Genomic DNA, 24,634 nt, shown 5'->3' on the forward strand with positions numbered 1-24,634 from the left:
CGTTAGTGCTCGAGCGAGTCGCCCTTCGCCATCATCCCGTGGACCTGCCGTCACGCAGCGGGGTGGTCCTGGTCGGCCGCGCGGTCGCGGTCGGTCGACCGGGCGAGGGCCGGCAGCACCTCGCTGAGGCTGGCATCCACCTTCACGGTGGCCAGGTGGTCCCCGCGGCTCTGGCCACGGGTGACGATGGCGATGGGCAGTTCGGCCTTGTCGGCTTGGAGCACGAGGCGATAGCCACTCATGACCGTCAGGCTGGACCCGAGCACCAGCAGGCCGGCCGACTCGGCCAGCAGGGCCGATGCGTGGTCCCGCCGAACGCGTGGCATCGACTCGCCGAAGAAGACGACATCCGGTTTGAGGACCCCACCGCAGTTCAAGCACGGGGGGACCCGGAAGGTCTCCACCTCGTCGTCGGGCAGGTCGGCGTCGCCGTCCGGTGCGATGGTTGCGCTGCGGGTGTGGAAGTCCGGGTTCAGCTCCGCCAGTCGCGCCGCGAAGGATCGGCGCGTGGTCAACTGCCCACACGAGGTGCAAATCACCCGGTCGACGCTGCCATGCAGTTCGACGACGTCCTCGGCGCCAGCCCGCTGGTGCAGCCCATCGACGTTCTGGGTGAGGACCGGCCCGACCAAACCCTCGGTCTGCAGTGCCGCCACGGCGCGGTGGCCGTCGTTGGGCTCTGCTGCTGCCATCCAGCGGTAGCCGACGTGGCTACGGGCCCAGTACCGCCGTCGGGTGTGCGGCTCGCGCATGAACTCGCGGTAGCGGATGGAGGGGCGCCTCCGCTGATCCACACCGGAACCCCGGTAGTCGGGGATCCCGGAGTCGGTCGAGATCCCGGCGCCGGACAGGACGGTCCATGGCCTCGTCCCGGCCACCAGCTGCTCCAGGTCCACGACGCTCATCGACGTCCCACCGTAGCCAGGGACGCCGCACGCCGAACCAGGCCCGTGGTCAGAGTGCGAACCCGGCGACCTTGGTCTCGAGGTACTCCGCCAGGCCCTCGTGGCCACCCTCCCGACCGAGCCCCGAGTCGTTCATCCCACCGAACGGGACGGTGGCCGAGGTCGGGTTCACGTCGTTGACGCCGATGATCCCGAACTTCAGCCCCTCGACCGCTCGCATGGCCGTCTTCAGATCACTGGTGTACACGTAGGCCGCAAGGCCATAGTTGGTGTCGTTGGCCGCCTCGATCACCGTGTCCACGTCGTCGTAGGTGATGACGGGCGCAACCGGCCCGAAGGTCTCCTCGCGGTAGATGGCCATGTCGTCGGTGACGTTGTTGAGGATGGTCGGGGCGTAGAAGTGACCCGCTGCCAGATCACCATCCGTGACCCGTCGACCCCCGACCGGCACCGCGGCACCCTTGGCCCGGGCATCCTCCACCTGCGCCTCGACCTTGGCCACGGCGGCCTCGTTGATCAGCGGCCCGACCTTCACCCCATCGGTGGTGCCGACTCCGACCGAGATCTTCTCCACGCGCGGGACGATCGTGTCGATGAACGCCTGCTGGGCGGAGTCGTGGACGTAGAGCCGGTTGGGGCTGATGCACGCCTGCCCGGAGTTGAGGAACTTCAGGGCCGCGGCCCCCTTCGCAGCGTGGACGGGGTCGGCGTCGGGGAAGACGATGAAGGGCGCGTGACCGCCGAGTTCGACCGACACCCGCTGGAGGTTGGACGCGGCCTTGCCGGCCAGGACCCGCCCCACCGCTGTCGAGCCCGTGAAGGTCAGCTTGCGGACGCGAGGGTCGCCGGTGAAGACGTCGCCGACGGGCTTCGGGTCGCCCGTGGTCACCAGGTTCACCACACCCGGCGGGAACCCGGCGTCCTCGAAGACGTCGATGACGGCCTGGGCGCACAGCGGCGTCGCCTCGGCGGGCTTGAGCACCATGGTGCAGCCGGCTGCGAGCGCCGGCCCCATCTTCCTCGTGAGCATCGAGATCGGGTAGTTCCACGGCGTGATGGCCGCGACGACCCCGACGGGTGCGTGGGTCTGCAGGAACCGTTGGTCGGCTCGTCCACTGGTCAGCCACGCGCCCTCGATGCGGCGGGCCTCCTCGGCGAACCACCGGAGGAAGTCGGCGCCGTAGATGACCTCCGCCTTGCTCGCACGGAGGGGCTTGCCCTGCTCGGTCGTCATCAGTCCGGCCAGGTCGTCAGCCCGGTCGAGCATCAGCTGCCAGGCCGTGTGGAGCAGGTCGGCTCGCGCGAACGGCGGGGTCCCCGCCCAGGCCGTCGCCGCATCAGCGGCCGCGTCGATCGCCGCGGTGGCGTCAGACGCCGCACCGTCCGGAACGCGACCGATCACCTCGCCCGTGGCTGGGTTCGTCACCTCGAAGGTGTCGCCGGATGCCGCGCTGACTCGCTCGCCGTTGATGTACATGGCCTGCAATCTAGTGGCTCCGGCTGTCCTCCGAGCCGGCGGGATAGGTTGTCGCGGTGCCCACCGACGTCGTTGCCCCGTTCGCCGCCACCGTCGCAGAGATCGCCGTCGAGGTGGGTGCCACCGTGGAGGAGGGGCAGACACTGCTGTTCCTCGAGATCATGAAGATGGAGCAGCCGGTCACGGCCGCGACCGCTGGTGCCGTCGACCGGATCTCGGTGGAGGTCGGTGACACGGTTGAGGCGGGGACCGTTCTGCTGGTCCTCGCGACCCCCGAACCCTCCGCCCTTGAGTCGGCCGCGCGCCAGGCCGACGATCCGGGGCCACGGGCCGATCCGGGGCCACGGGCCGATCGAGGTACCCGCGGCGACCTCGCCAGGGTCCACCGGCGACGCGCACAACTGGAGGACCAGGCCAGGCCAGAGGACATGGCCAAGCGACATGGTCGTGGCCACCGCACCGCTCGGGAGAACATCGCCGACCTGGTCGATGAGGGCAGCTTCAGCGAGTACGGGGGGCTGGTGATCGCAAGCCAACGCTCCCGACGGTCGCTCGAGGATCTGCAGGAGCGCACCCCGGCGGACGGCATGATCACCGGCACGGCCACGATCGGCGCCGCGGTCCACGGGGCGGAGCGGTCGCGGGTCGCAGTGGTCGCCTACGACTACACCGTCCTGGCCGGGACACAGGGCTGGGCCAATCACCGCAAGCTGGACCGCCTGCTGGACCTCGCGGACCGGGAGGCGTTGCCGCTGATCGTCTTCGCGGAGGGCGGCGGGGGACGACCGGGCGATGACTACCTCGGCGCCTCGCTGCTCGAGGCGCAGGCGTGGGAGCTGCTGTGCCGTCTGTCGGGCCGGGTGCCCCTGCTCGCCGTCGTGAACGGTCGGTGCTTCGCCGGCAACGCGGCCCTTGCCGGTGCGTGTGACGTGATCATCGCCACCGTGGGGTCGAGCCTCGGCATGGCCGGACCGGCGATGATCGAGGGCGGCGGGCTGGGGTCGGTCCACCCCGACGAGGTCGGGCCCATGCACGTCCAGACCGCCGGAGGTGTCGTGGATGTGCTGGTGGAGGATGAGGCGGCCGCCGTCGCCGAGGTCAAGCGGCTGCTCGGGTTCTGGCAGGGCCCGATCGATCACGGCCAGGATCCTGGTGCGGGCCCCGACCCCGAGGTGCTGCGCGACGCGGTTCCGGAGAACCGCAAGCGGGTGTACGACATGCGTGACCTGCTCGACGGGCTGGTGGACCCCGGCTCGATGCTGGAGCTTCGCGGGCCAGTCCGCGTCGGCGACGGGGCGGGGGGTTCATGGCAGGAGTACGCGCCGGGAATGGCCACCGGCTTCGCGCGCATCCAGGGACAGCCGGTCGGCATCCTCGCCAACGTCCCCACCCACCTCGGCGGGGCGATCGATGCCGAGGCTGCCGACAGCGCGACCCGCCACCTCCAGCTCTGCGACAGCTACCGACTGCCGCTGGTCGTGGTGTGCGACACCCCGGGGTTCATGGTCGGGCCGGACGCCGAGCGTGATGGCGGGGTTCGTCGGTTCTCGCAGATGTTCCTGGCCGGCTCGCGGCTGACCGTCCCGGTGATCGTCGTCATCGCCCGCAAGGGGTATGGCCTCGGCGCCCAGGCCATGATGGGGGGCCACCTGAACGTCCCCCTCCTCACGGTGGCCTGGCCGACGGCCGAGCTCGGCCCGATGGGCCTGGAGGGAGCGGTCTCGCTGGGGTACCGGCGCGAGTTGGAGGCGATCGAGGACCCGGTGGCCAGGGCGGCTCGTGAGGCGGAATTGATCGATGAGGCCTACGCCGCCGCGGGTGGTCTGAACGTCGCCAGCTTCGGCGAGATCGACGACGTGATCGACCCCGCCGACACCCGCCTGAGGATCGTGCAGGCACTCGCGGCCGCTCGTCCTCGGTAGACGTCAGGAGAGAGACTCTGCCAGCGCTGTGAGGTCCGCCGCGGCGCCCGTGACCGGGAAGCCGTGGAAGACGTTGATGGTCGAGACGTCGAACCCACCCAGCTTCGCAACGCTCTGGATGGCCGTCGGGAGGTCATCGGTGAACCGCTCCGAGGGCCCGGCCAATCTACCGTCGCCCCCGCCCACCAGGGCGTCGCCGGTGTAGAGGACACCGTCGTCCAACACGCTGATGTGGCCCGGCGTGTGGCCCGGGGTCTCGATGATGTCCATCCCGAACACCTGGTCGCCGTCCCCGACTGCGACGATCTCACGGCCCGCGTTCATCCGGTCCAGGTCCGCGGCGCCGGCCCAGATGGCCGCGTCGGGGGCCCGCTCGGCAACGGCAGCCAAGCTGCCCGCGTGGTCGCCGTGCGAGTGGGTGACGACGACGTCGCTGATGCTGGCCCACTCCAGCCCAAGACCGGCCAGGACCTCCTCGATCGCGCCGGCCGACCCCTCCACCCCGGTGTCGATGAGCGCGGCCTCACCAGCGCGGCTGACGATGTAGGCGGCGACGAAGCCCAACTCGACGATGGCACGTTCGGTTCCCGCTGCCGCCGTTGCGGCCGCGCTCGAGCTGTCGGTCGCCTCGGGGACCGGCTCGGACGGGCCGCCCGACTGGTCGGCACGATCGGGGGAGCCCGCCACCACGGGATCACTCCCGCTCTCGCAGCCGCCGAGGCCCGCGCCGACGACCAGCAGTCCGACGCTGGTGCGCCCGAGGTCGCGGAGCACGGCACGACGAGAGCGGCGTGATGGGGGTGACGGCGTCATCGGTCGAGTCCTCGCACGATTGACTCAACGACGCGACCCGCCCGATCAGTTCCCGCTGCTCGAAGAGGGCTGCACGAACGGGGGTTTCGCCGTACGGAGTGGGAATTGACACAGCGTGAGCAGCCGGTCTCAACGGGTGAGGCCGAGCGGGCACAACGCCACGCCCAGCCGGACTCCTACTGCTGAGCTCCCTGCACCGCGGGCCCCGGCCCCACGGTGCCAACCGGCTGCTGCAGCGGGCTGCCTCCTCCGACCCGCCGCACATCAACCGACACCTCGAGCGACGTCGTCTCCCCTTCGGTGAAGATCACACCCTTGAGTGGCGCGACATCGCCGTAGTCCCGGCCCCACGCCGTGGTGATGTACCGGTCGGTGACGAACTGGTCGTTGGTCGGGTCGACGTCCACCCACCCGATCTGGGGCACGTAGACCGACACCCAGGCGTGGCTGACGTCAGCACCCTGCAACTTGGGCTGGCCAGGCGGCGGGTCGGTCTCCAGGTAGCCGCTCACGTACCGGGCGGCCAAACCCATCGCTCGCAGCCCGGCGATCGTCAGGTGTGCGAAGTCCTGGCACACCCCGGCTCGTCTCGCCAGGACCTCGTCCACCGGTGTGCCGACCGTCGTCGCCCCGGCGTTGAACTCGAAGTCGGCGTGGATCCGGCTGGAGAACTCGGCGACGGCGTCGAGGATGGGTCGTCCGGGCTCGAAGGACGGCCACGCGTAGGCCGCCGCCGCAGCCGTCGTCATCGCCTGCGGTGAGTCGAGCAGGAAGTCCGCCACGCCATGCAAGCCGGTTCGGGACGTGGCGAACGCCGCGTCGCGCAGCAGGTCCCGGACGGCCTCCCAGGGCTGCGCCACCAGCAACTGCTCGGAGGGGTGCTGGCCGGCCGCCACCCGACCGCGAACCTCGACGGTGCTGGTCGCGGTGACCGTCAGGTCACGATGGCCTTCCTGCAGCACGAAGTGGGTCACTCGGTTGCCGAAGTAGTCCGCGCGGTCGACGCGCTCGGCCGGCTCGGGCGTGATGAGGAGTTCGGCCCCGAGCACTCGCTGACCGGGCAACTCGCGGGGCAGCAGGTGAGCTTCGCCATAGCTGGACGACACCTCCGACTCGTAGTCGTAGGCCGTGTGGTGGGTCACCTGGAAGCGCATCACCCGCTCCCGTCGACGCTCGGCACGTCCTCGCCGGCCAGCAGAGTTCGCTGGGGCTTCTGGTGGACGAAGTAGGTGGCGCTGATCTGCTCACCCGTGACCACCAGCAGGTTGTAGAGGTGGGCGAGGAACTCGTCCAGCTCGGCACGGAGTGCCCCATCGACCCCGGTCGCCAGCGACCTGGTGTCCGCCACCCGGAGGGCTGTCGACGCCTCCAGCACACCCCGTTCGGCCGCTCCGATCCGGCCCGAGCCCGGATGGCCGGGCAGCGCTCGCAGATCGGTGGCGAGCCGGTCGATCTGGTACGTCAGCGACCGTGGGTTGTCCGGGTCGACCAGCAGCAGATCGAGCAGGGTGCCGACCTGGCCTCGCGACCGGTAGCGGCGGCGATAGGTGATGATCGACTCCGACACGCGGAGCACCGACTCGAGCATCAGGCTGTCGGCTGGGGTGTCGCGCACGTACGTGGTCGTCGCACGGAGCAGCGCGATGACCTGGAGTGCCCGCTCCAAGCGCCGTCCGGCATCCATGAAGTGCCAGCCCACGTCACGCAGCATGTTCTCCGCCCCCAGCCCCTGGATGGCCAGCAGGCCGTGGAGGATCTGGGCGATGTCACCCGACGGCGTGCCGGTGAGCCCGCCCACCGCGAACCCGCTGCGATCTGCCGGGTCGGCGGGTCTGACACGACGTTGCAAATCGGTGACCACCAGCCAGGTGTCGCCGGACAGTTGGTCGCGGACGGCATCGACGCAGTCCAGCAGCTTGCTGATCGCATCGGCGAGCGTGCCGGGGCGGGTCTCGTCGGAGGCGATCATCTCCAACTCGTCGTCGGGGTCGGCCAGGCGTTCCTGGCCACCCTCGCCGATGAAGCCCGGGTAGGTCGTGGTGATCTGCGTGAGGGCCTGGAGCAGCCCATGGATGCCCGCGATGCCGGGGCCGTCGACGGCGTCGTTGAACTCGGTCCGGCGGTCCTCGACCTCGCGGAGGAGCCGTGCCACCCCCTCGGCCCGTTCGGCGTAGCGGCCCAACCAGAAGAGATTCTCGGCAGCACGGGCCGGCATGCCGGCGGCCGGGATCTCGAGGTCGTCGGACTCCGGCGCGATCCAGAACCCGGTCAGCGTCTCGGGCTTGCCGGCGAGGACCCAGGTGTCCTTGCTCAGGGCGGCGGCGAAGTCCGACGTGATGGCGTCCGTCGTCACACCGTCGTCGCCCGAGGCAACCCGGGTGAGGCCACCCGGCATCACGGTGTAGCCGGCACCGTCGGCCACGGCGAAGGTCCGCAGGACCGACTGCCGAGGCACCACCCCGATGTCGGTCAGCGACGGGGCGGTGGCCAGCGGTCGCCGTTCCTGGGCGACCCACCGGTGTGGTGCCGCGGCGATGGCTGCGCGCAATGCCAGCAGCTGCCGCTCGTCGAGCAACGCGCCGACCAGCGGAGCGTCGGTGGCGTGCTGGCGGGAGGTGCGCCGGAACACCCACTCACTCGGTTCGGCCAGCGCCTCGGCGCGGTGGGCCGAATCGCCGCACCACAGGGATCGGGGCGCCGGCAGCCGCAGCGACTGGCCCAGCACGCGCTGGGCGATCGTCGGCAGGTAGGCCTGAAGTGCCGGGTTCTCGAGGACGCCGCTGCCAAGCGTGTTGACCACGGAGACGCGACCGCTGCGCACCGCCTGTCCGAGACCCGGCACGCCGATCAGGGAGTCGGGTCGAAGCTCCAGCGGATCACACCACTCGGCGTCCATGCGGCGCAGGATCACGTCGACGGCTTCGAGGTTGCCCAGGGAGCGCAGCCACACCCGCCCGTCCCGCACCACCAGGTCCGAGCCTTCGACCAGGGAGAGACCCAGCCGCGCGGCCAGGAAGGCGTGCTCGAAGGCGGTCTCGTTCCGCGAACCAGGTGTCAGCAGGACCGTCCGTGGCAGTCGGGTCTGGGCCGGTGCCACCTCCGCCAGCCCCTGCCGCAACGCGCGGAAGTACGGCGCAAGTCGCTGCACCTGGCTCTGGCGGTGGAGCTTCGGAAACACCCGCGACGTGACCACGCGGTTCTGCAGGGCGTAGGCAGCCCCGCTGGGCGCCTGGGTGCGGTCACCCAGGACCACCATGGCACCGCTGGCGTCCCGAGCCAGGTCCACGGCGTAGCTGAAGAGCTGGTAGGAGCCGGGCAGTCGGACGTCGGACTGCTGACGCAGGTAGCCCGGGTGGTCCAGCACCAGGACCGGCGGGATCAGCCCCTCCTCCAGCAGCCGACGCGGCCCGTACAGATCGGTCAGGATCAGGTTCAGCAGCTCGGCCCGTTGGACGACGCCGGACTCGATCTCGGCCCACTCCGATGCGTCGATGAGCAGGGGGAGGGGGTCCAACTGCCATCGCAGCCGCTCACCCGTCCGGGGGACGTGGTAGGTGACGCCGTCGTCGTCGAGGAGGCGGGCGGCCTCGGCCCGGCGGGCCCGCAACTCACCGATGGAGAGATCGGCGAGCGCTCGTCCGAGGTGTTCCCAGGGGGGGCGGATCGACCCGTCGGGGGCGAGCATCTCGTCGTGACCAACCTGCGGCGGGGCGTACGCGACGGTGCTCACGGCCTCACCACGGTGCTCTCCACCTGCTCGATGGTAACCATCTGGGTAGGCGAAGCCGCCTCCCCGAGCTGACGATCACCGGGGTCGTCGCAGGTCCAGCGTCCGGGGATACTCCCCGCCCTGAGCGGCGGCCATGCGATCCAGGTCCTCGATGTCGACCGGGCCGGGGGTGTGCCCGCGGGTCTCGAACCGGTTGACGCGCCGGGAGTCCGCCTCGACGGCGTTCACGGGCGGGTGGTCGTAGGCCAGACCGCCCTGGTGGACCACATGGTAGGTCGCACCACCCAGTGACCGGCGGTTCCACCGGTCGACGAGGTCGAACGTCAGCGGCGACTGGACGCCGATCGTGGGGTGCAGTCCCGATGGCGGCTGCCACGCCTTGTAGCGCACCGCTCCGACGGCAACCCCGTCGGTCGAGGTGGCGGTGAGCGGGACCGGCACGCCGTTGCAGGTGACGATGTGCCGCTCTGCCGTCATTCCGGTGACCGTGACCTGCATCCGCTCGACCGAGCTGTCGACGTACCGGGCCGTGCCACTGCCAGTAGCCTCCTCACCCAGCACCTGCCAGGGCTCGACGGCCTTGCGCAACTCGATCTCGACGTCGTCGACGACGGCGGTGCCCATGCGGGGGAAGCGGAACTCCACGAACGGATCGAGCCACGCGGCATCGAACGCGTAGCCGTGGTCCTGCAGGTCGGCGGCGACCTCGGCGATGTCGGCCGAGGCGAAGTGGGGGAGCAGGAACCGGTCGTGCAGCAGCGAGCCCCAGCGGACCAGCGGTCCGGCGTACGGCGACTCCCAGAAGCGGCTGACCAGTGAGCGGACCAGCAGCGACTGGACCATCGCCATCTGGGGGTGAGGCGGCATCTCGAATCCCCGTAGCTCCAGCAGTCCCAACCGTCCTCGTTCGGAGTCGGGGCTGTACAGCTTGTCGATGCAGAACTCGGCCCGATGGGTGTTGCCGGTCAGGTCGGTCAGCAGGTGACGGAGGGAGCGGTCCACCGCCCAGGCGGGGGGCTGGCCGTCGTAGGTGTCGGCCAGGCGGTCCAGTTCGGCGAACGCGGTCTCGAGCTCGTGCAACGTCTCGACCCGCCCTTCGTCGACGCGCGGCGCCTGCGACGTGGGACCGACGAACTTCCCGCTGAACAGGTAGGACAGGGACGGGTGGTGCTGCCAGTAGGTGATCATGCTGCGCAGCAGGTCGGACCGCCGCAGCAGCGGCGAGTCCGCGGGCGTGACCCCACCCAGGGTCATGTGGTTGCCGCCGCCCGATCCGGTGTGTGAGCCGTCCAGGTCGAACTTCTCGGTCCCCAGGCGCGCCTGGTGCGCCTCGGCGTACACCCCGTCGGTGATGCTCTCGAGCTCCTCCCACGAGGCTGCGGGCTGGACGTTGACCTCGATCACGCCGGGGTCGGGGGTGACCATCAGTGTGCGGAGCCGGGGGTCGCCCGGTGGTTCGTAGCCCTCCAGCACGACCGGCGTTCCGAGGTCCGCGACGATGTCCTCCACGACCTCCAGCACGTCGAGGCTGTGCTCCAGGTGGGTCAGGGGCGGGAAGAACACGTGGAGGCGTCCGTCGCGCCGCTCGACGCAGACGGCACTGAACGGCCCGTCGTCGATCGCCACCTGGTCACGGACGATCTGCTTCTGGTCGAGCGGCGCAGTACCGCCGGTGGGCAGTCGCCGCAGGGCCTCGCGCGGCTCGAAGCTGGACCGCTCCGGCTGGATGACCCCGTCGGACCAGCTCAGGCCCGGAAGGGGCAGCCGGAGCCCCATCGGGGAGTCGCCGGGCATCAACATCAGCCGGCCACGCCGGAACCGCCACGTCGCGGTCGCCCACTCCTCGCCGGTGTGGTGCAGCGGCACGGCGTACCCGACCGGGTCGGTGGAGCGGCGATCCAGGGCCTCGACCAGCCGGCGCCGCTCATCGGCGGCCACCTGTGCCGGGTCGGTCGGGTCGACGTCCACCTCGGGCGGAACGCCGATCGGCAGCGTCGCCTCCTTCCAGGCGCGATACAGCTCGTCCTCGAAGGCGGGGTGGACGTTGTCCTCGGGGACGCCGAAGGCCGCCGCGAGTCGCTCGGCGAGGCGTCGGGCGTCATCGGCCGCGGCGGAACCCGTGGCCCACGGGTCAGCAAGCAGCTCAGGGTCGCGCCACAGCTGTCCGCCGTCGGCGCGCCAGTGGATGCTGGTCTGCCACCGTGGCAGTGGCTCCCCGGGATACCACTTGCCCTGCCCGTGGTGGATGACGCCGCCCTCGGCGAACCGGTCGAACAGCCGATGTGACAGATCCCAGGCGCGCGCCTGCTTGTGCGGCCCGTCAGCGGCGGTGTCCCACTCGGCCGACGTCTGGTCGTCGATCGACACGAACGTGGGCTCGCCGCCCTGGGTCAGCCGCACGTCCCCCGCTTCCAGTGCGGCGTCGACGCTGCGGCCGAGCGCATCGATCGACTGCCACTGCTCCGGGGTGTAGGGCCGGGTGACGCGAGGGTCCTCGTGGATCCGGGCGACGGTGTTGGAGTGCTCGAAGACGACCTCCGCGTCGTCGACGGCGCCCTCGACGGGTGCGGCGCTGCGAGGCTCAGGGGTGCACGCGAGCGGGATGTGCCCCTCACCGGCGAACAGCCCCGACGTCGGATCCAGACCGACCCAGCCAGCCCCGGGGAGGAACACCTCGGTCCAGGCGTGCAGGTCGGTGAAGTCCGCTGCGGGGCCGCTCGGCCCGTCCAGCGACTCGACGTCCGCGGCCAACTGGACCAGGTACCCGGACACGAACCGCGCAGCCAGTCCCAACCGACGCATGATCTGGACCAACAGCCACCCGGAGTCGCGACACGAACCGAGCGCCTTCTCCAGTGTGGTCTCGGGGTCCTGGACGCCGGGCTCCATCCGCGTGGTGTAGGCGATGTCCTGTTGCAGCCGGCTGTTGAGGGCGACGAGGACGTCGATGGTCCGCATGCCCTCGTCGGCGTTGACCAGATCACGGGTGCGATCGTTCAGCCACTCGGTGAGCAGCGGTCCCGGCTCGTCGGCCTCCAGGTAGATCGCCAGGTCCCGCTTCAGCGCCGGGTCGTAGGTGAACGGGTAGGTCTCGGCCGTCTCCTCGACGAAGAAGTCGAACGGGTTGATGGTGGTCATGTCGGCGACGAGGTCGACGGTGAACTCGAGGGTGTCGGCCTTCGACGGGAACACCAGCCGACCCAAGTAGTTGCCGAAGGTGTCCTGCTGCCAGTTCAGGAAGTGCTCCTCCGGCTGGACCGAGAGTGAGTAGGCCAGGATCGGCGTTCGGGTGTGCGGCGCCGGTCGAAGGCGGACGATGTGCGGTCCGAACGCGACGGCGCGGTCGTAGCGGTAGGTGGTGCGGTGGGTGAGGGCGACGTGAATGGCCACGGGTGGCTCCTAGCAGGGGTGTGGCGGCAGCTGGTGAGACGGGTCAGACGGCGGTCTGCGCCTGGGTACCGAGCGGCATGATCTTGGGCAGGTCGTCGGGATCTCCGCTGAACCAGGTCGTCTGTGCCGCGTCGTGGACTCGGGCGAGCTGCGTCTGCAGGGTGTCCATCAGGGCGTGCAGCTCTCGACCGGAGAGGTCGGTGATGACCGCGTTGACCAGCGATGACTGCGCGTCGGCGCACGCCGCCATGGTGAGTTCGTGACGTGGCAGCTCGAGCAGTTCCTGGCTGAGCGCCGTCAGGTTGAACTCGACCGAGCGGGGGAACTGGTGGTCGCTGAGCAGGAACGCCAGCGCATGGGGGCCGTTGACACCGGCTCGGGCAACCCGCCGGAACATCTGCATGGCGGACAACGACCTGAGGACCGCCATCCAGGTGATGTCGGCGTAGGGGTTCTTGCCGTCGCCCACGCGGTAGCCGAGCAGCGTGGTGGCCTGGACGTCGATCACCCGGGTCGTCATGTCGGCACGTTCGAGGTGCCGGCCCACCTGGAGGAACTTGTAGGCGTTGTCGTGGCTCATGGTGCCGTCGAGCACGCCGCTGAGGGTCTGGCACTTCTCGATGATGTCGGTCAGCCACTCCAGCCGTGAGCGGCGGGGGACGGCGAGATCCTTGCTCCCCTGGGCGAACAGGTGCAGTCGGTTGGCGACCTCCCAGCCGGACCGGGGGAGCAGGGCCCTGACCGATCGCAGGTTCTGGCGTGCGGCGGCGATGCACTGCAACACCGAGCCCGGGTGGTGGGAGGAGGTCGTGAGGAACCGGACGATCTGGTGCTCCTCGGTGGCGGAGACGCCGTCGTCGTACCACTCGTCCTCCTCGACGAATGCGTCGGCCGAGCCGGTGACGGCGAGCATCGGCCGGAACCCCACACCCGCGGAGCTCGGCAGGTCCAGGAACAGCTCCGTCTGCGCTCGCACGAGACGCGCCGTGGCCTCGGCACGCTCGAGGTATCGACCGGCCCAGTAGACGTGTTCTGCGAGTCGGGAGAGGAGCATGTCTGGCCTAGCAAGAAGTTGGGGCGCCATCAGGCGTCGATACCCGCTGAGCATAGACATCACGCGTGACCGGCATGTTTCGCGGGGAGTTGACAACCCCCGTGGACGGCGAGGAGCCCTCATCGCATCACCGCCCCGGTCGCACTCGTGCGAAACCGGGGCGGCATGGAGTGGGCGGCTGGTTACGACCCGATGGCCGCGTCGAGGATCGAGTTGCTGATGGCGTCCACGCCACCGAGCGCGATCACCTCATCGGGGTCCACCCGATCGATCTCTGCGTCGACGATTGCTGGCAGGTCACCGTCGCCGGGCACGAGCAGGACCGGGCCGTCGGTCAGCGTGCCGCCGGCGACGGCATCGACGAAGCTGTCGGCGTTGGCCAGGTACACCACGTCGGCACCGTCGGGGAAGGCCCGATTGCTGATGGCGATGGCGGTCTCGATTCGAGTCGCGCCGTCCAAGCGACTCCCCGTCCGCTCGCCGCTCTCCGCGGTGAGGGCGGTGATGGTGACACGGTTGACAGTACCGGAGGTGTCGTGGACGACGGCGTCCAGATCCGCATCGGCCGCACCGATGATCGGGTGCGGGGTGATCACGCCGCCCTCGGCCAGGTCGGGATTGGACTCGCCGGTGCCCTCGTCGTCGCTGGACAGCCCGGTCAGTGCCTGGCACGGCGGGACGATGTCGGCGAAGTCCTCGGTGTTGACCTCGGTGCCGGCGTCGTAGGCGATCGTGTCGACGGTGACGGTCTCACCGGCAGCGGGGAGCGCCACGGAGTTCGCCGCAGAGAAGCCGTCGTTGGTGCAGATCTGCATCCACACCAGGGAGATCACGTCGGCCTCGACCTCCGGCGCGAGGACGGTGGTCAGGCTGGAGGCGAACATCTCCTCGCCGGGGGTATCCGGTGCCGGGATGGGACGTGGGTCCTCGCCATCGGTCAGGACGCCGGCCCGCTGGACGGCGTCGATCCCGTCGAGTGCCTCGAGCAGCGGCGTGTTGTTGCCGTTCTCGGCGACCTGTGCGATGCCCTCTGTGGCGGTGTCGCCGACGCTGAAGAGGCTGACGGCGTCATCATGGAAGGCGTAGACCGGCGGGGTGTTGGGCTGCCCGGCCGTCAGGTTCTCGACCGTGATCTCATACCCGGTGATCTCATCGTCCTGGGCCAGTGCGGGGAGGGCCAGTGAGCCGAGGGCCAACAGGCTGACCATGAGCATGGTCAGACGGCGAACGAGGGGCATCTTCATTGGGTTCTCCTTGACGAGGGCACAGGTGCCGGCGATGCGGCGAGAGGGGTCCTGTGCGACTGATGAGTAGAACGCTAGGAACGCAATTCAGACATTTGTCTTACGCAAGAATTACGCCGATCACTCAGCCCGGTGTCCTGCTGATTTGCGCAAAAGTTCCCTGCTCAGAGGGTTTTTTGGGCTGCCTGTGAGCCGCTGCTGGCGTCGATGATCCAGGTGTCCTTGCTGCCACCCCCCTGTGATGAGTTGACCACCAGCGAGCCTTCGGTGAACGCCACACGGGTGAGTCCACCCTGGGTGACGTAGGGCGCCGGGCCCGAGAGGATGAAGGGTCGCAGGTCCAGATGGCGTGGGACCACCTTGCCGTCCCGGAGTGTCGGGGCGGTCGAGAGTTGGAGGGTGGGCTGGGCCACCCAGTTGCGAGGATCGGCCAGCACCTGCTCGCGGATCTCGATCTTCTGCCTGGCCGTCGCCCGGGGGCCGATGAACAGGCCGTACCCGCCCGACTCGTTGGCGGGCTTGAGCACCAGGTCGTCCAGGTTCGCCAGCACGTGGCTGCGCTGGTCCGGGTCCGAGCAGAGGAAGGTCGGGACGTTGGGGATCAGCGGGTCGGCATCCAGGTAGAAGCGGATGATGTCGGGGACGTAGGCGTAGACGACCTTGTCGTCGGCCACGCCGGCTCCGGGTGCGTTGGCAAGGGCCACGTTGCCGGCGTGCCAGGCCCGCATCAGACCCCGAACGCCCAGGGCCGAGTCCGGTCGGAACGCCTCGGGGTCCAGGAACGCGTCGTCGATGCGCCGGTAGATGACGTCAACGCGGACGGGCCCCTCCACCGTGCGCATGAAGACGACATCGCCGTCCACGAACAGGTCGTTGCCCTCGACCAGGTAGGCACCCATCTCCTGGGCCAGGAAGGCGTGCTCGAAGTAGGCGGAGTTGTAGATGCCGGGGGTCAACACCACGATGACAGGTCGTTCCCCGTCCTGAGGTGAGAGCCCGGCCAGGGTGTTCCTGAGTGCGTTCGGGTAGCCGTCGACCGGGTGGATGTTGAGATCGAAGAAGGCCTCGCCCAGCACCCGCTTGGTGATGGCCCGGTTCTCCAGCATGTAGCTGACGCCGGAGGGGACCCGGAGGTTGTCCTCCAGGACGTACATGGTTCCCTCGTTGTCGCGGACCAGGTCCGAGCCGGAGATGTGCGCCCACACCCCGCCCCTGGGCTTCGCTCCCACGCACTCCGGCCGGAAGTTGGTCGAGGACTCGAGCACCTCGCGGGGGAACACGCCGGCGTCGATGATCCGCTGCTCGTTGTACAGGTCGTCGATGAAGGCGTTCAGCGCGGTGAGGCGCTGGATCAGCCCGTCCGAGACGGCCGACCACTCCTCGGTGGTGATGACCCGCGGGATGATGTCGAAGGGCCAGGCCCGGTCGATGTTCTCACCCTCGGAGTACACGGTGAACGTGATCCCCATCGCCTGGATCGCGAGCTCAGCGGCGGCCTGCCGGTCCTCGATGTCCGGACCGAGACCTTGGATGATCTCGGCCACCCGCTCGCAGCCCGGCCGGGGACGGCCATCGGGGGTCAGCAGTTCGTCCCAGCACTCGGGGCTCGCGTAGGCGCTCAGCATGTCCACCAGGTCTACTCGAACTGGCCGGCGAAGGCCGTCATGCCCTCCATCAACGCGTCCTCCGCCGGAGCGTCGAGCGGCGTGCTCGCCGCTGCGAAGGTGCTGCCCGTGACCACGTTGCTGGCCGCGTAGACCATCTGCCCGGTGTTGGTGAGGCTGCCGGTTCCGATCACGATCCGGCCGGTGTAGGGCATCGTGAACTCGATGCGCGCGTTGGGGGCGCCGCCCTCGTCGTTGCTCTCGGCCAGCACCTGGAGATCCTCCTCGGTCTCCGCGTCGTTGAAGACGACCATGAACGGGTCGGTGTCGTCGAACGTCGTCTGGCGGAGCTCCAAGACCAATTGGTCGCCCTGCGTCCCGTCGTAGGTGAAGAACTCGAACTCCTCCCCCTGCTGGTCGAAGACCTCCACGTCCTGCACGAAGACCGGCCACGGGTCGACCGCGACGAGGTACTCACCGGTGGAGTCGCCGAAGCCCGAGACGCCGAGGCAGTACTCGCCGGCAGGCAGCGTTGCGTCGATCACGCTGCCCGTCAGCACGCCGAGTTGCTCGTCGTCGTTCTCCGCCAACTGATTGCCGTCGGAGTCGAACAGCGTGGCGACCGGGTCCAGACCGTCACTCGTCGGACCGAACGGGTTGTTGGCTCGAATCCGGACTCGCGTCTCCTCAGCCAGGCTGAAGGTGTGGTACGTCGTCGAGCCGGCTACTTCCACGGTGCCGCCACCCTGCATGCCGACGGTCAGCGGGGTGCTCAGCTCACAGACCTGCTGGCCGGGCGGCTCGGGCCGTGGGTTGGCCAGGATCTGCAGTGACACCAGCGTCGGCCGAGGGTCGGCCAGCGTCGTGAACTCGAGGTTCGCGGCACTGACCACGTCGACATCGGGCTGCACCAGCAGGTAGTTGACCGTGTTGGTCACCTCCTCGACGACGCAGCTGACGCCCGGTCCCGGCTGCGACGGCCCGGAGGGAAGGAGCTCCCCGTTGCAGACGATCGGCAGGCCGTCCCGGTTGACCACGACCCCTTCAGGACCGCCGAGGGGCGGCGGTGGCGCAATCGGGCGTTCGTCGGTGACCCGGAGCACCCACTGGATGGCCAGGTCGGACAGGTCGGCACCGGCGGCATCACCGAGTGCTGCGAGATCGAACGAGGCTTCCGTCCCGGTTCCCAGCGCGAGCGGGATCCGTAGCCCGGAGTCGGTCTGGGAGTACACACCCCAGAGCACCTGGCCGACGCCGGTCGGCGGGGTGATCGAAGCCTCGCAGACGGCGTCCCGTGTGGTGATCACCTGGTCGCTGCCGGCAACCAGCACGTCCAGCCCGGGTGCGTCCTCCTGCTGGTACTGAGCGGTCACCGCGAAGGCCTCACGGCTGACGGGGGAGCCGCCGGGGGGTGTGCAGGTGATCGTGTCGTTCACGTACACGGGGGTGCGGGGCACGATGTCGCCGTAGGGCACCACACCGGAGGAGAGGAGGACCTGATCGGCCGTCCGGAACGGCGCACCCTCGGTCACGTAGGCGGTGCTGGTTCGCAGGACGGCACCCGCCTCGCCCTCGTAGGTGATGTTCAGCACGCAGGTGCTGGGTGGGAGTTGACTGGCCGCCATCACCTGGGCCTGACCGGCGGCGGTGACCTGGACCAACTCGGAGGGGGCCTCGATGCAGTTGCCGTCGAACAGCACCTCGGAGTCCGCTGCCTCCGCCGCCGGCGTCAGCGTCGCGGTGATCGGCTGGCCCGGCCGGATCACCTGGCCTCGGAGGGGGGTCATGCTGAGCAGCGGGTAGTCCGAGAGGCCCAGGGCCCGTCGTCCTTCGGTGCACGCCAACGGGTGGACGACACAGGTCACCGACAGGCCGTTCTCCTGGGCGAAGCCACTGCGCGACCCGACCGGCTCCAGGAACTCGCGGGTCTCCGGGAGCAGCCGGACCCCATCCGCCAGCAGGATCGGGGCTTCCAGCAGCGCCGCGCGTCCGGCGGCCGCGAACCCGCCGGCCCAGCCGTTCTCGCTGGTGCCGTCGACCAGGATGATGTGGTTCACGTCGGTGGCGTCGTCGGCGCCCTGGGCCTTGGCGATCTCCAGCGCCGTCTCAGCGCGGTTCTCACCGGCGATCCGCTCGGTGGAGATCCCCATGCCGTTGATCTGCCCCTCCACCGTCTGGGACAGCGCCGCGGTCCCACCGACGATCTGCACCTCGGTGATGTCGGACTCGGCCAGGTAGTCCATCGTGGCCGCCGAGAGCTCCTCGGTCGAGGACAGCAGGATCGGCCAGCCGTTGCGTGCGGCCAGTGCGCCGGCCCCGAGCGCGTCGGCGAACGCTTGCGTCGGGTTGTCCGGGTCGGCGGCGAACGCCCGGGCCAGGATTGCGGTCGTGGCGTTCGGGGCCTCGTTGCGGGCGATGTCGATCGCCGTCTCGACTCGGCTGCCGCCCTCGCGGCGGTTGACGGTCAACCCCTCATCGGTGAGTTGTGTCGTCACCTCGTTGCCGACGGCAGCAACCCCGCCCAGGATGGTTGCCGAGTCCGCACCAAGCCGATCGATCTGGGCCAGCACCCGGTCGCTGACCGGGCCGGAGCTGGGCACCAGCAGCAGCGGTGAGTTCGACTGCATCAGCCCGCCCGCCAGTGCGTCGGCGAAGTTGTCATCCCGACTGATGAGCACTCGCTCGACGTTGGTGAACTCGGTCTCCTCGGTCAGCCGGGCTGCGATCTCAGCGTTGGAGGGTGCCTCGTTGTCCTTGATGACCGACAAGTTGTTGTCGGACTGTGCGGCTGCGGGGGAGGCCGGAATGGCGAGCAGCGCGAACACGAGTGCCACGACCAGCAACGCCAGCGGGCCAGCCCGGAGAGCCCGAGAAGAGGTGCGAATCATGCGCTGCAGCCTAATCCTGCCGCGAGGCGCAAACCACCCGAGGTCGGCAGGCGTTACCGGCCCGTTAGCAGTGGGCGACCTCAGCCGAACCGACCGGTGATGTACTGCTGGGTCCGGTCGTCCTCGGGGTTGCTGAACAGCGTCTGAGTCGGGGCGTACTCGACCAGCCGTCCGGACCGGTGGTCCTTGCCGCTGGTGTCCTCGACGACCTCGGTGGTGAAGAACGCGGTCCGATCGCTCGCTCGGGCCGCCTGTTGCATGTTGTGCGTGACGATCACGATGGTGTACTCGTCCTTGAGCTTGGCCATCAGATCCTCGATGCGATGCGTCGCCACCGGGTCGAGGGCCGAGCAGGGCTCGTCCATGAGGATCACGTCGGGCTCGACCGCGATCGCACGGGCGATGCACAGCCGCTGCTGCTGTCCACCGGAGAGGCTGTAGCCGCTCTCGTCCAGCTTGTCCTTGACCTCGTCCCACAGCGCCGCGCCCCGCAGCGACTTCTCGACGATGTCGTCCATGTTCTCCTTCATGCCCTGGGCACGAGGTCCGTAGGCGACGTTGTCGTAGATCGACTTGGGGAAGGGGTTGGGCTTCTGGAAGACCATGCCGACACGTCGCCGCACCTCGACCGGGTCGACCTCGTCGGCGTAGAGGTCGTTGCCGTGATAGGTGATCGTGCCCGTCATGTGCGAGGAGGGGATCAGGTCGTTGGTCCGGTTGTAGGCCCGCAACAGCGTCGACTTGCCACAGCCCGAGGGACCGATGAACGCCGTGATCTCGTTCTCGTAGATGGTGAAGTCCACCTCGCGGATGGCCGGTACGTCGCCGTAGAAGATCGTGACACCGGCGGTCTCGAAGACGGCAGGACGCTCAGGGAGCGGATCACGCTCGTCCAGGTCCAGCTCCGGCGCGAGATTGGTCGTGATCGCGGTCGACTGCTCGGTCTCCTGAGCTGCGGCCTGGTTGATGTCGGTCATGATCAGTATTCCTTGGTGTATCTGTTGCGGAGGTAGATGGCGATGGAGTTCATGCTGAGCAGCAGGACCATCAGGACGATGATGCCTGCGGCAGACACCTCGATCTGGAACTCCGGCTGGGGGCGCTTGACGAAGTCGAAGACCTGGATCGGCAGTGCGGTGTAGCGATCGGTGACGCCCCACGGCACGTTGTCTGCCCGGCGGCTGAACACCGCTCCCGCGACCAGGATAGGAGCGGTTTCGCCGATGGCTCGGGACAGCGCAAGAATCGTGCCGGTGAACACGCCGCTGATCGCGGCCGGCAAGGTGATCGTGAAGGCCACCTGGATCGGGGTGGCACCCAACGCGAGCCCACCATTGCGCATCTCCTGTGGGACCGCCCGCAGAGACTCCCGCGCGGCCACGATGATCACCGGGAGGATCAGCAGGCTCAGCGTGATCGCGCCGACGATGAGTGAGCGGTCGAAGCCGAGGATGCCGACGAAGATGCCGAAGCCCAGCAGCCCGTAGACCACGGAGGGGACGCCGGCGAGGTTGTTGATGTTGGCCTCGGCCGCCCGCGTCCAGCGGTTCTGCTCGGCGAACTCCTCCAGGTACAGCGCGGCCGCGACTCCGATGGGGAAGGCCATCAGTGCCACGAGCACCATGAGGGACAACGTTCCGGTGATGCCGGCCCGGACCCCGGTCTCCTCGGCGAATCGGGAGGTGTACTCGGTGAACAGGGTGGCGTTAACCCGTCCGGCGCCGTCGGAGACGATGTCGATGAGCAGCCAGGCCAGGACGATGACGCTGACGATGGTCGCGATCAGCAACCCGACTTCGAACCGCCGCGCTCGTGCGCGCTTCTTCGGGCTGGACTGCAGGTCGGGGCTGGTGTCGCTCTCGCGCTGCAGCAGGCTTGCGGGGCTTGACATCAGTACGCCTCCCGGAAGCGGCGGACGAAGCGTTGGGCGGCGATGTTCAGGCCCAACGTCATCAGGAACAGAGTGGCCCCGACCGCGAAGATGGACTCATACGTCACGGAGCCGCGTGGCGCCTCACCTTGTACGGCCTGGACGATGTAGGAGGTCATGGTCTGGACCTGCTCGAAGGGGTTCAGCAGGCCGAGGGCCCCGTCCGAGAGGTCCCGGGGGAGGTTGCCGGCCGCCAGCGCGACGATCATCGTCTCGCCCACCGCCCGGCCCATGGCGAGGATGATGGCCGCCACGATGCCGGAGAGGGCGGCGGGGAAGATCACCTGGGTGACGACCTGTCGCTTGGTGGCGCCCAAGCCGTAGGCGCCCATCCGAAGGCTGTCGGGGACGGCGCTCATCGCGTCCTCCGAGAGCGAGGCGATCGTGGGGACGATCATGATCCCCATCACGATCCCGGCGCTCATTGGGTTGAAGAAGTCGACCGTGCCCTCACCGAGGATGCTGCGGAGCAGCGGCGTCATCGCCGTCAGCGCGAAGTACCCGAGCACGACGGTGGGGACCCCGGCCAGGACCTCGAGCGTCGGCTTGAGGATCTTGCGGACCCGCGGCGCGGCGTAGTCGGCCAGGTAGACCGCCGAGGCCAGCCCCAGGGGGATGGCCACGACCATGGCCACGAGCGTCACGATCAGCGTTCCGTGGATCAGCGGGAAGATGCCGATCTGGAACGCGTCGCTCTCGGGGGAGCTGAACGGCCGCCACGCCGTGTCGGTCAGGAAGGACACGAACGACACCTCGGTGAAGAAGAAGAACGCCTCTTCGAAGAGGATGAAGACGATGCCGACGGTCGTGAGGATCGAGAGGTACCCAGCTGCTCGCAGCAGCCAGAAGATGATCGTCTCGCCGACCCGGGGTGACTGCTGTGTCAACGGGTTGGACTTGGTGACAGAACTCAACGGGTGTCCGCTCCTTCGGGTTGCCTGCCGTAACACGCGGCGACGCCCGGATCTTAGCCATCCGGGCGTCGTCGTAGTTGTCGGCGAGGTGAACTTTGGCTAGGCGCCCAGTTGCTCCTCGACGGTTGCGGTCGCCTCGTCGATCACCTCTTGCGGGGCCGGCACGTAGCCGACGTCCTCGATGACGTCGTTGACGGTGTCGAGGTAGAAGGTCACGAAGGCCTCGACCTCGGGGCGGGTCAGCGCCTCGTTGTTCACGTAGATGAACAGCGGGCGGGTCAGGCCGTAGCTGTCGTCCTGGGCCGTCTCGACGGACGGAGCGACGCATCCGTCGCCGGCGTCGTACTCGATGGCGGCCACGCCGTCGGGGTTGTTGGTGAAGTAGGCGAAGCCGAAGTAGCCCCAGCTGCCCGGCGTGCCCTGGACGCCCTGGGCGATGACGTTGTCGTCGGCCGAGGCGTTGTAGTCCTGACGGGGCTCCTCGATCTCGTTGGGCTCGAGGATCGTCTCGTTGAAGAAGTCGTAGGTGCCCGAGTCCGCGTCAGGCGCGAAGATCTCGATCGGCTCGTCGGGGAAGTCGGAGTTGACCTCGCTCCAGGAGCTGACGCCGTCGGGGCCCCAGACGCTGACCAGCTCATCGGTGGTCAGGCAGGTCAGGAACTCGGTGGCGGGGTTGGTCACCATGGTCAGGGCGTCGGTGCCGACGCGGACCTCGGTGAACTCGATGCCGTTCTCCTCGCAGAGCTCCACCTCATCGTCCTCGATGGGACGGGAGGCGTTTGAGATGTCGGTCGAGCCCTCACCGCAGAAGCGCTCGAAGCCACCACCGGTGCCGCTGACACCGAGGTTCACGGTGACGTCCGGCGCCTCAGAGGCGAACTCCTCGCTGATGGCATCGGTCAGGGGTGCGACGGTGGAGGAGCCGTCGATCTCGATGCTGCCGGAAGGCGCGTCGCCGCCGTCGTCGGCAGGCTCCTCGTCCGCCATGGCCTCGTCGTCCGTAGCTTCTTCATCCATGGCCTCGTCGTCGGCAGCTTCCTCGTCCGCGGCCGGCTCTTCGGCCTCCTCAGCGGTGTCGTCGGCTGCCGCCTCGTCGTCGCCGTCGTCGTCGGAAGCACAGGCGGTCGCCACCATGGCCAGCAGGGCCAAGATCGCAAGCAGCGTGCGAAGGTTCGTGCGCATGTTGTCGTCGTCTCCTAGGTCTGTGAAAGCCACTACCGATGTAGTTGGCTTGACTCCGAGCCTGCGGTGCTTGTCTGGCCGAACCCCGTCATCCAGGTTGATTGCGGATGAACAACGGTGACGGCGCCGGTTTCCCACCGCGGCTGGGCCACACCCTGGGGTGGGTACTTGGCCTTCGACGAACGAGCGAGTTAACGCCGGATGAACTCGAACCGGGCGATTGACTCATCGGTGACCACCCGGACAGGGCGGCGGAGACCTCAGCCGTCTGCCTCCGAGCCCTGGCGAGACCCGAGGATGCTGCCCGCGCCCCAGGCGTTGAAGATGCCGACGCCGGAGGCCCGCATGCCTCGTTTGCGGAGCGACGCGTCGTGTGCGTCGACGACGACCGTGCCGGCGACCAGATCGTGGAGAGCGCGACCCGTGGCGTCCCAGCCACTTGGCAGCAGGAGCACCACCCAGACCGCAATGGGGACCCAGAGCGGGAGCGCCAGCGCAGCAGTCAGGGCGACCGGTCCCCACCGGAGGGCCCAGCGAACGAGGGCTGAGCCCCATCCCACCTGACGTCGGCCCTCCTGAACCACTCGGAGGGAGGCCATGGCCTTGCCTGGCGTCCGCCCGATCGTGGCTTCCAGCGGCAGGTAGATGACGGCCGCCAGTCCGGCCGCGGTGGCCAGCCAGAGCGCCCAGCCCGACGCCAGTCCCAGACCTTCGGGAAGAGCTGCCAAGGCCGCCAGGATGAATACGTCAACGGCACCCGCGAGAAGACGAGCCATATCGTGACCGTCGCCGGGGCAAGGGGTGCCGCAAACCTCACGACGCGGGTCAGGCGCCGGGGGCGATGTGGGCGTCATCCGTCGATGGCGCCCCACCCTCCAAATCCCACGCCGCGGCGAGCGCGGCCCGTCGTCGTCGGTCGACGGCCAGCGCTCCACTGGCGCTCGCCAACTCGAGTGCGGCGATCAGCCACTCCCACCGCTGCTCGTGAGACAGGCCCGCTCGTGACCGTCGCTGTGCCTCGGCCAACCCGTCCCAATCCCAGGGCAGCCGCTCAGCCATCGGTGGCCTCCGTGTCGCGGGCACCGACCGCGGCCTCGAGGGCGGCAATGTCTGCCAAGTCCTGCGGGCGTGCGGCTGCCCGCTTCATGGTGATCAGGTGCTCTACCGAGGCGACAGGGACGGAGGTCGCTCTGACCACGATGTCATCGGCCTGCTCACTGAGCTCGGCCCACGTGATCGGCTCTTCCGCGAAGATGTCGACCTCTCGACGAGGATCCGACGGGTCGTGCAGGGAGAACACGGTCATGTTGCGGTCAGCCACCCAGCTTGCTCTCGTGGCATCGTCGGCAAACGACGCCGCCGGAACCGGAAGCCGAGGCACCAGCCCCTGATCCTCCAGGGCGGAGAGGGCTCGCAGGAGGTTTCTCTGTTCGAGCCGAGCGACCAAGTCCAGGTCCACGGTCATTCGCGGATGTCCCCGCAGGACAACCGCAACGCCTCCGACGACGACGAAATCCACGTCGGCGTCGCGGAGCGCCTGGACGATGGCGAGGAGCGGGTCCACGTCTGAAGCCTACGGGC

At 69.0% G+C, this 24,634-nt stretch carries 18 protein-coding genes; 1 reads left to right on the forward strand and 17 read right to left on the reverse strand.

Annotated features, from left to right (window positions below; genetic code table 11):
- Positions 1-50 precede the first annotated feature (50 nt).
- Together C1746_RS02985 and C1746_RS02990 are read right to left on the reverse strand one after the other, a co-directional pair.
- Positions 51-905: an NAD-dependent protein deacetylase gene (locus tag C1746_RS02985; protein WP_116713210.1), complete on the reverse strand. Its 855-nt coding sequence runs from the start codon at positions 903-905 to the stop codon at positions 51-53.
- A 49-nt stretch (positions 906-954) separates the two neighbouring features.
- On the reverse strand, positions 955-2,382 hold the full coding sequence (locus tag C1746_RS02990) for an NAD-dependent succinate-semialdehyde dehydrogenase (RefSeq protein WP_116713211.1): 1,428 nt from the start codon (positions 2,380-2,382) through the stop codon (positions 955-957).
- Between the two features lie 56 nt (positions 2,383-2,438).
- Between C1746_RS02990 and C1746_RS02995 the strand changes: the two genes are divergently transcribed.
- A complete protein-coding gene (locus tag C1746_RS02995; protein WP_205711671.1) occupies positions 2,439-4,304 on the forward strand; it encodes a carboxyl transferase domain-containing protein in 1,866 nt (621 codons plus the stop codon).
- Positions 4,305-4,307: 3 nt separating this feature from the next.
- On the opposite strand, the gene C1746_RS03000 is transcribed toward C1746_RS02995, so the two are convergent.
- The 15 genes from C1746_RS03000 to C1746_RS03070 all read right to left on the reverse strand — a co-directional run bounded on the left by C1746_RS03000 (position 4,308) and on the right by C1746_RS03070 (position 24,617).
- Complete coding sequence (locus C1746_RS03000) at positions 4,308-5,117, reverse strand: MBL fold metallo-hydrolase (protein WP_116713212.1); 810 nt, start codon at positions 5,115-5,117, stop codon at positions 4,308-4,310.
- A 176-nt stretch (positions 5,118-5,293) separates the two neighbouring features.
- A complete protein-coding gene (locus tag C1746_RS03005) occupies positions 5,294-6,271 on the reverse strand; it encodes a transglutaminase family protein (RefSeq protein WP_116713213.1) in 978 nt (325 codons plus the stop codon).
- Complete coding sequence (locus C1746_RS03010) at positions 6,271-8,847, reverse strand: circularly permuted type 2 ATP-grasp protein (protein ID WP_116713214.1); 2,577 nt, start codon at positions 8,845-8,847, stop codon at positions 6,271-6,273. The genes C1746_RS03005 and C1746_RS03010 overlap by 1 nt, the downstream gene beginning before the upstream one ends.
- Positions 8,848-8,922: 75 nt before the next feature.
- A complete protein-coding gene (locus C1746_RS03015; RefSeq protein WP_116713215.1) occupies positions 8,923-12,237 on the reverse strand; it encodes a transglutaminase family protein in 3,315 nt (1,104 codons plus the stop codon).
- Between the two features lie 43 nt (positions 12,238-12,280).
- Positions 12,281-13,291: an alpha-E domain-containing protein gene (locus tag C1746_RS03020; RefSeq protein WP_205711672.1), complete on the reverse strand. Its 1,011-nt coding sequence runs from the start codon at positions 13,289-13,291 to the stop codon at positions 12,281-12,283.
- Between the two features lie 182 nt (positions 13,292-13,473).
- On the reverse strand, positions 13,474-14,535 hold the full coding sequence (locus C1746_RS03025; RefSeq protein WP_116713217.1) for a spondin domain-containing protein: 1,062 nt from the start codon (positions 14,533-14,535) through the stop codon (positions 13,474-13,476).
- A 164-nt stretch (positions 14,536-14,699) separates the two neighbouring features.
- Entirely contained in the window at positions 14,700-16,160 is a 1,461-nt protein-coding gene (locus tag C1746_RS03030; protein WP_116715542.1) for a circularly permuted type 2 ATP-grasp protein, read from the reverse strand.
- 11 nt (positions 16,161-16,171) lie between these two features.
- Positions 16,172-19,027, reverse strand: coding sequence for a DVUA0089 family protein (locus tag C1746_RS03035; protein WP_116713218.1), 2,856 nt, complete (start codon positions 19,025-19,027; stop codon positions 16,172-16,174).
- A gap of 80 nt (positions 19,028-19,107) precedes the next feature.
- Complete coding sequence (pstB, locus tag C1746_RS03040; RefSeq protein ID WP_116713219.1) at positions 19,108-20,004, reverse strand: phosphate ABC transporter ATP-binding protein PstB; 897 nt, start codon at positions 20,002-20,004, stop codon at positions 19,108-19,110.
- Between the two features lie 2 nt (positions 20,005-20,006).
- Complete coding sequence (gene pstA, locus C1746_RS03045; RefSeq protein ID WP_116713220.1) at positions 20,007-20,918, reverse strand: phosphate ABC transporter permease PstA; 912 nt, start codon at positions 20,916-20,918, stop codon at positions 20,007-20,009.
- On the reverse strand, positions 20,918-21,871 hold the full coding sequence (pstC, locus tag C1746_RS03050) for a phosphate ABC transporter permease subunit PstC (protein WP_116713221.1): 954 nt from the start codon (positions 21,869-21,871) through the stop codon (positions 20,918-20,920). The genes pstA and pstC overlap by 1 nt, the downstream gene beginning before the upstream one ends.
- 99 nt (positions 21,872-21,970) lie before the next feature.
- The gene (locus C1746_RS03055) at positions 21,971-23,053 is read right to left on the reverse strand and encodes a PstS family phosphate ABC transporter substrate-binding protein (protein WP_116713222.1); all 1,083 of its coding nucleotides are present in this window, start codon (positions 23,051-23,053) and stop codon (positions 21,971-21,973) included.
- 260 nt (positions 23,054-23,313) lie between these two features.
- Positions 23,314-23,829, reverse strand: a complete 516-nt coding sequence (locus C1746_RS03060; RefSeq protein WP_162867315.1) for an RDD family protein — start codon at positions 23,827-23,829, stop codon at positions 23,314-23,316.
- A 49-nt stretch (positions 23,830-23,878) separates the two neighbouring features.
- Positions 23,879-24,112, reverse strand: coding sequence for a hypothetical protein (locus C1746_RS03065; protein ID WP_116713224.1), 234 nt, complete (start codon positions 24,110-24,112; stop codon positions 23,879-23,881).
- Positions 24,105-24,617 (reverse strand): nucleotidyl transferase AbiEii/AbiGii toxin family protein, encoded by a 513-nt coding sequence (locus C1746_RS03070; RefSeq protein WP_116713225.1) that lies wholly within the window; start codon positions 24,615-24,617, stop codon positions 24,105-24,107. The genes C1746_RS03065 and C1746_RS03070 overlap by 8 nt, the downstream gene beginning before the upstream one ends.
- Between the last annotated feature and the right edge of the window lie 17 nt (positions 24,618-24,634).

Source organism: Euzebya tangerina, from assembly GCF_003074135.1.
In the GTDB taxonomy this organism is placed as follows: domain Bacteria; phylum Actinomycetota; class Nitriliruptoria; order Euzebyales; family Euzebyaceae; genus Euzebya; species Euzebya tangerina.

Excerpts from the sequence above, each read along its gene's own strand:
- C1746_RS02985 (WP_116713210.1), bottom strand. The coding sequence starts at position 905 with ATGAGCGTCGTGGACCTGGAGCAGCTGGTGGCCGGGACGAGGCCATGG.
- C1746_RS02990 (WP_116713211.1), bottom strand. The coding sequence starts at position 2,382 with ATGTACATCAACGGCGAGCGAGTCAGCGCGGCATCCGGCGACACCTTC.
- C1746_RS03000 (WP_116713212.1), bottom strand. The coding sequence starts at position 5,117 with ATGACGCCGTCACCCCCATCACGCCGCTCTCGTCGTGCCGTGCTCCGC.
- C1746_RS03005 (WP_116713213.1), bottom strand. The coding sequence starts at position 6,271 with ATGCGCTTCCAGGTGACCCACCACACGGCCTACGACTACGAGTCGGAG.
- C1746_RS03020 (WP_205711672.1), bottom strand. The coding sequence starts at position 13,291 with ATGCTCCTCTCCCGACTCGCAGAACACGTCTACTGGGCCGGTCGATAC.
- C1746_RS03025 (WP_116713217.1), bottom strand. The coding sequence starts at position 14,535 with ATGAAGATGCCCCTCGTTCGCCGTCTGACCATGCTCATGGTCAGCCTG.
- C1746_RS03030 (WP_116715542.1), bottom strand. The coding sequence starts at position 16,160 with ATGCTGAGCGCCTACGCGAGCCCCGAGTGCTGGGACGAACTGCTGACC.
- C1746_RS03035 (WP_116713218.1), bottom strand. The coding sequence starts at position 19,027 with ATGATTCGCACCTCTTCTCGGGCTCTCCGGGCTGGCCCGCTGGCGTTG.
- pstB (WP_116713219.1), bottom strand. The coding sequence starts at position 20,004 with ATGACCGACATCAACCAGGCCGCAGCTCAGGAGACCGAGCAGTCGACC.
- pstA (WP_116713220.1), bottom strand. The coding sequence starts at position 20,918 with ATGTCAAGCCCCGCAAGCCTGCTGCAGCGCGAGAGCGACACCAGCCCC.
- C1746_RS03055 (WP_116713222.1), bottom strand. The coding sequence starts at position 23,053 with ATGCGCACGAACCTTCGCACGCTGCTTGCGATCTTGGCCCTGCTGGCC.
- C1746_RS03060 (WP_162867315.1), bottom strand. The coding sequence starts at position 23,829 with ATGGCTCGTCTTCTCGCGGGTGCCGTTGACGTATTCATCCTGGCGGCC.
- C1746_RS03065 (WP_116713224.1), bottom strand. The coding sequence starts at position 24,112 with ATGGCTGAGCGGCTGCCCTGGGATTGGGACGGGTTGGCCGAGGCACAG.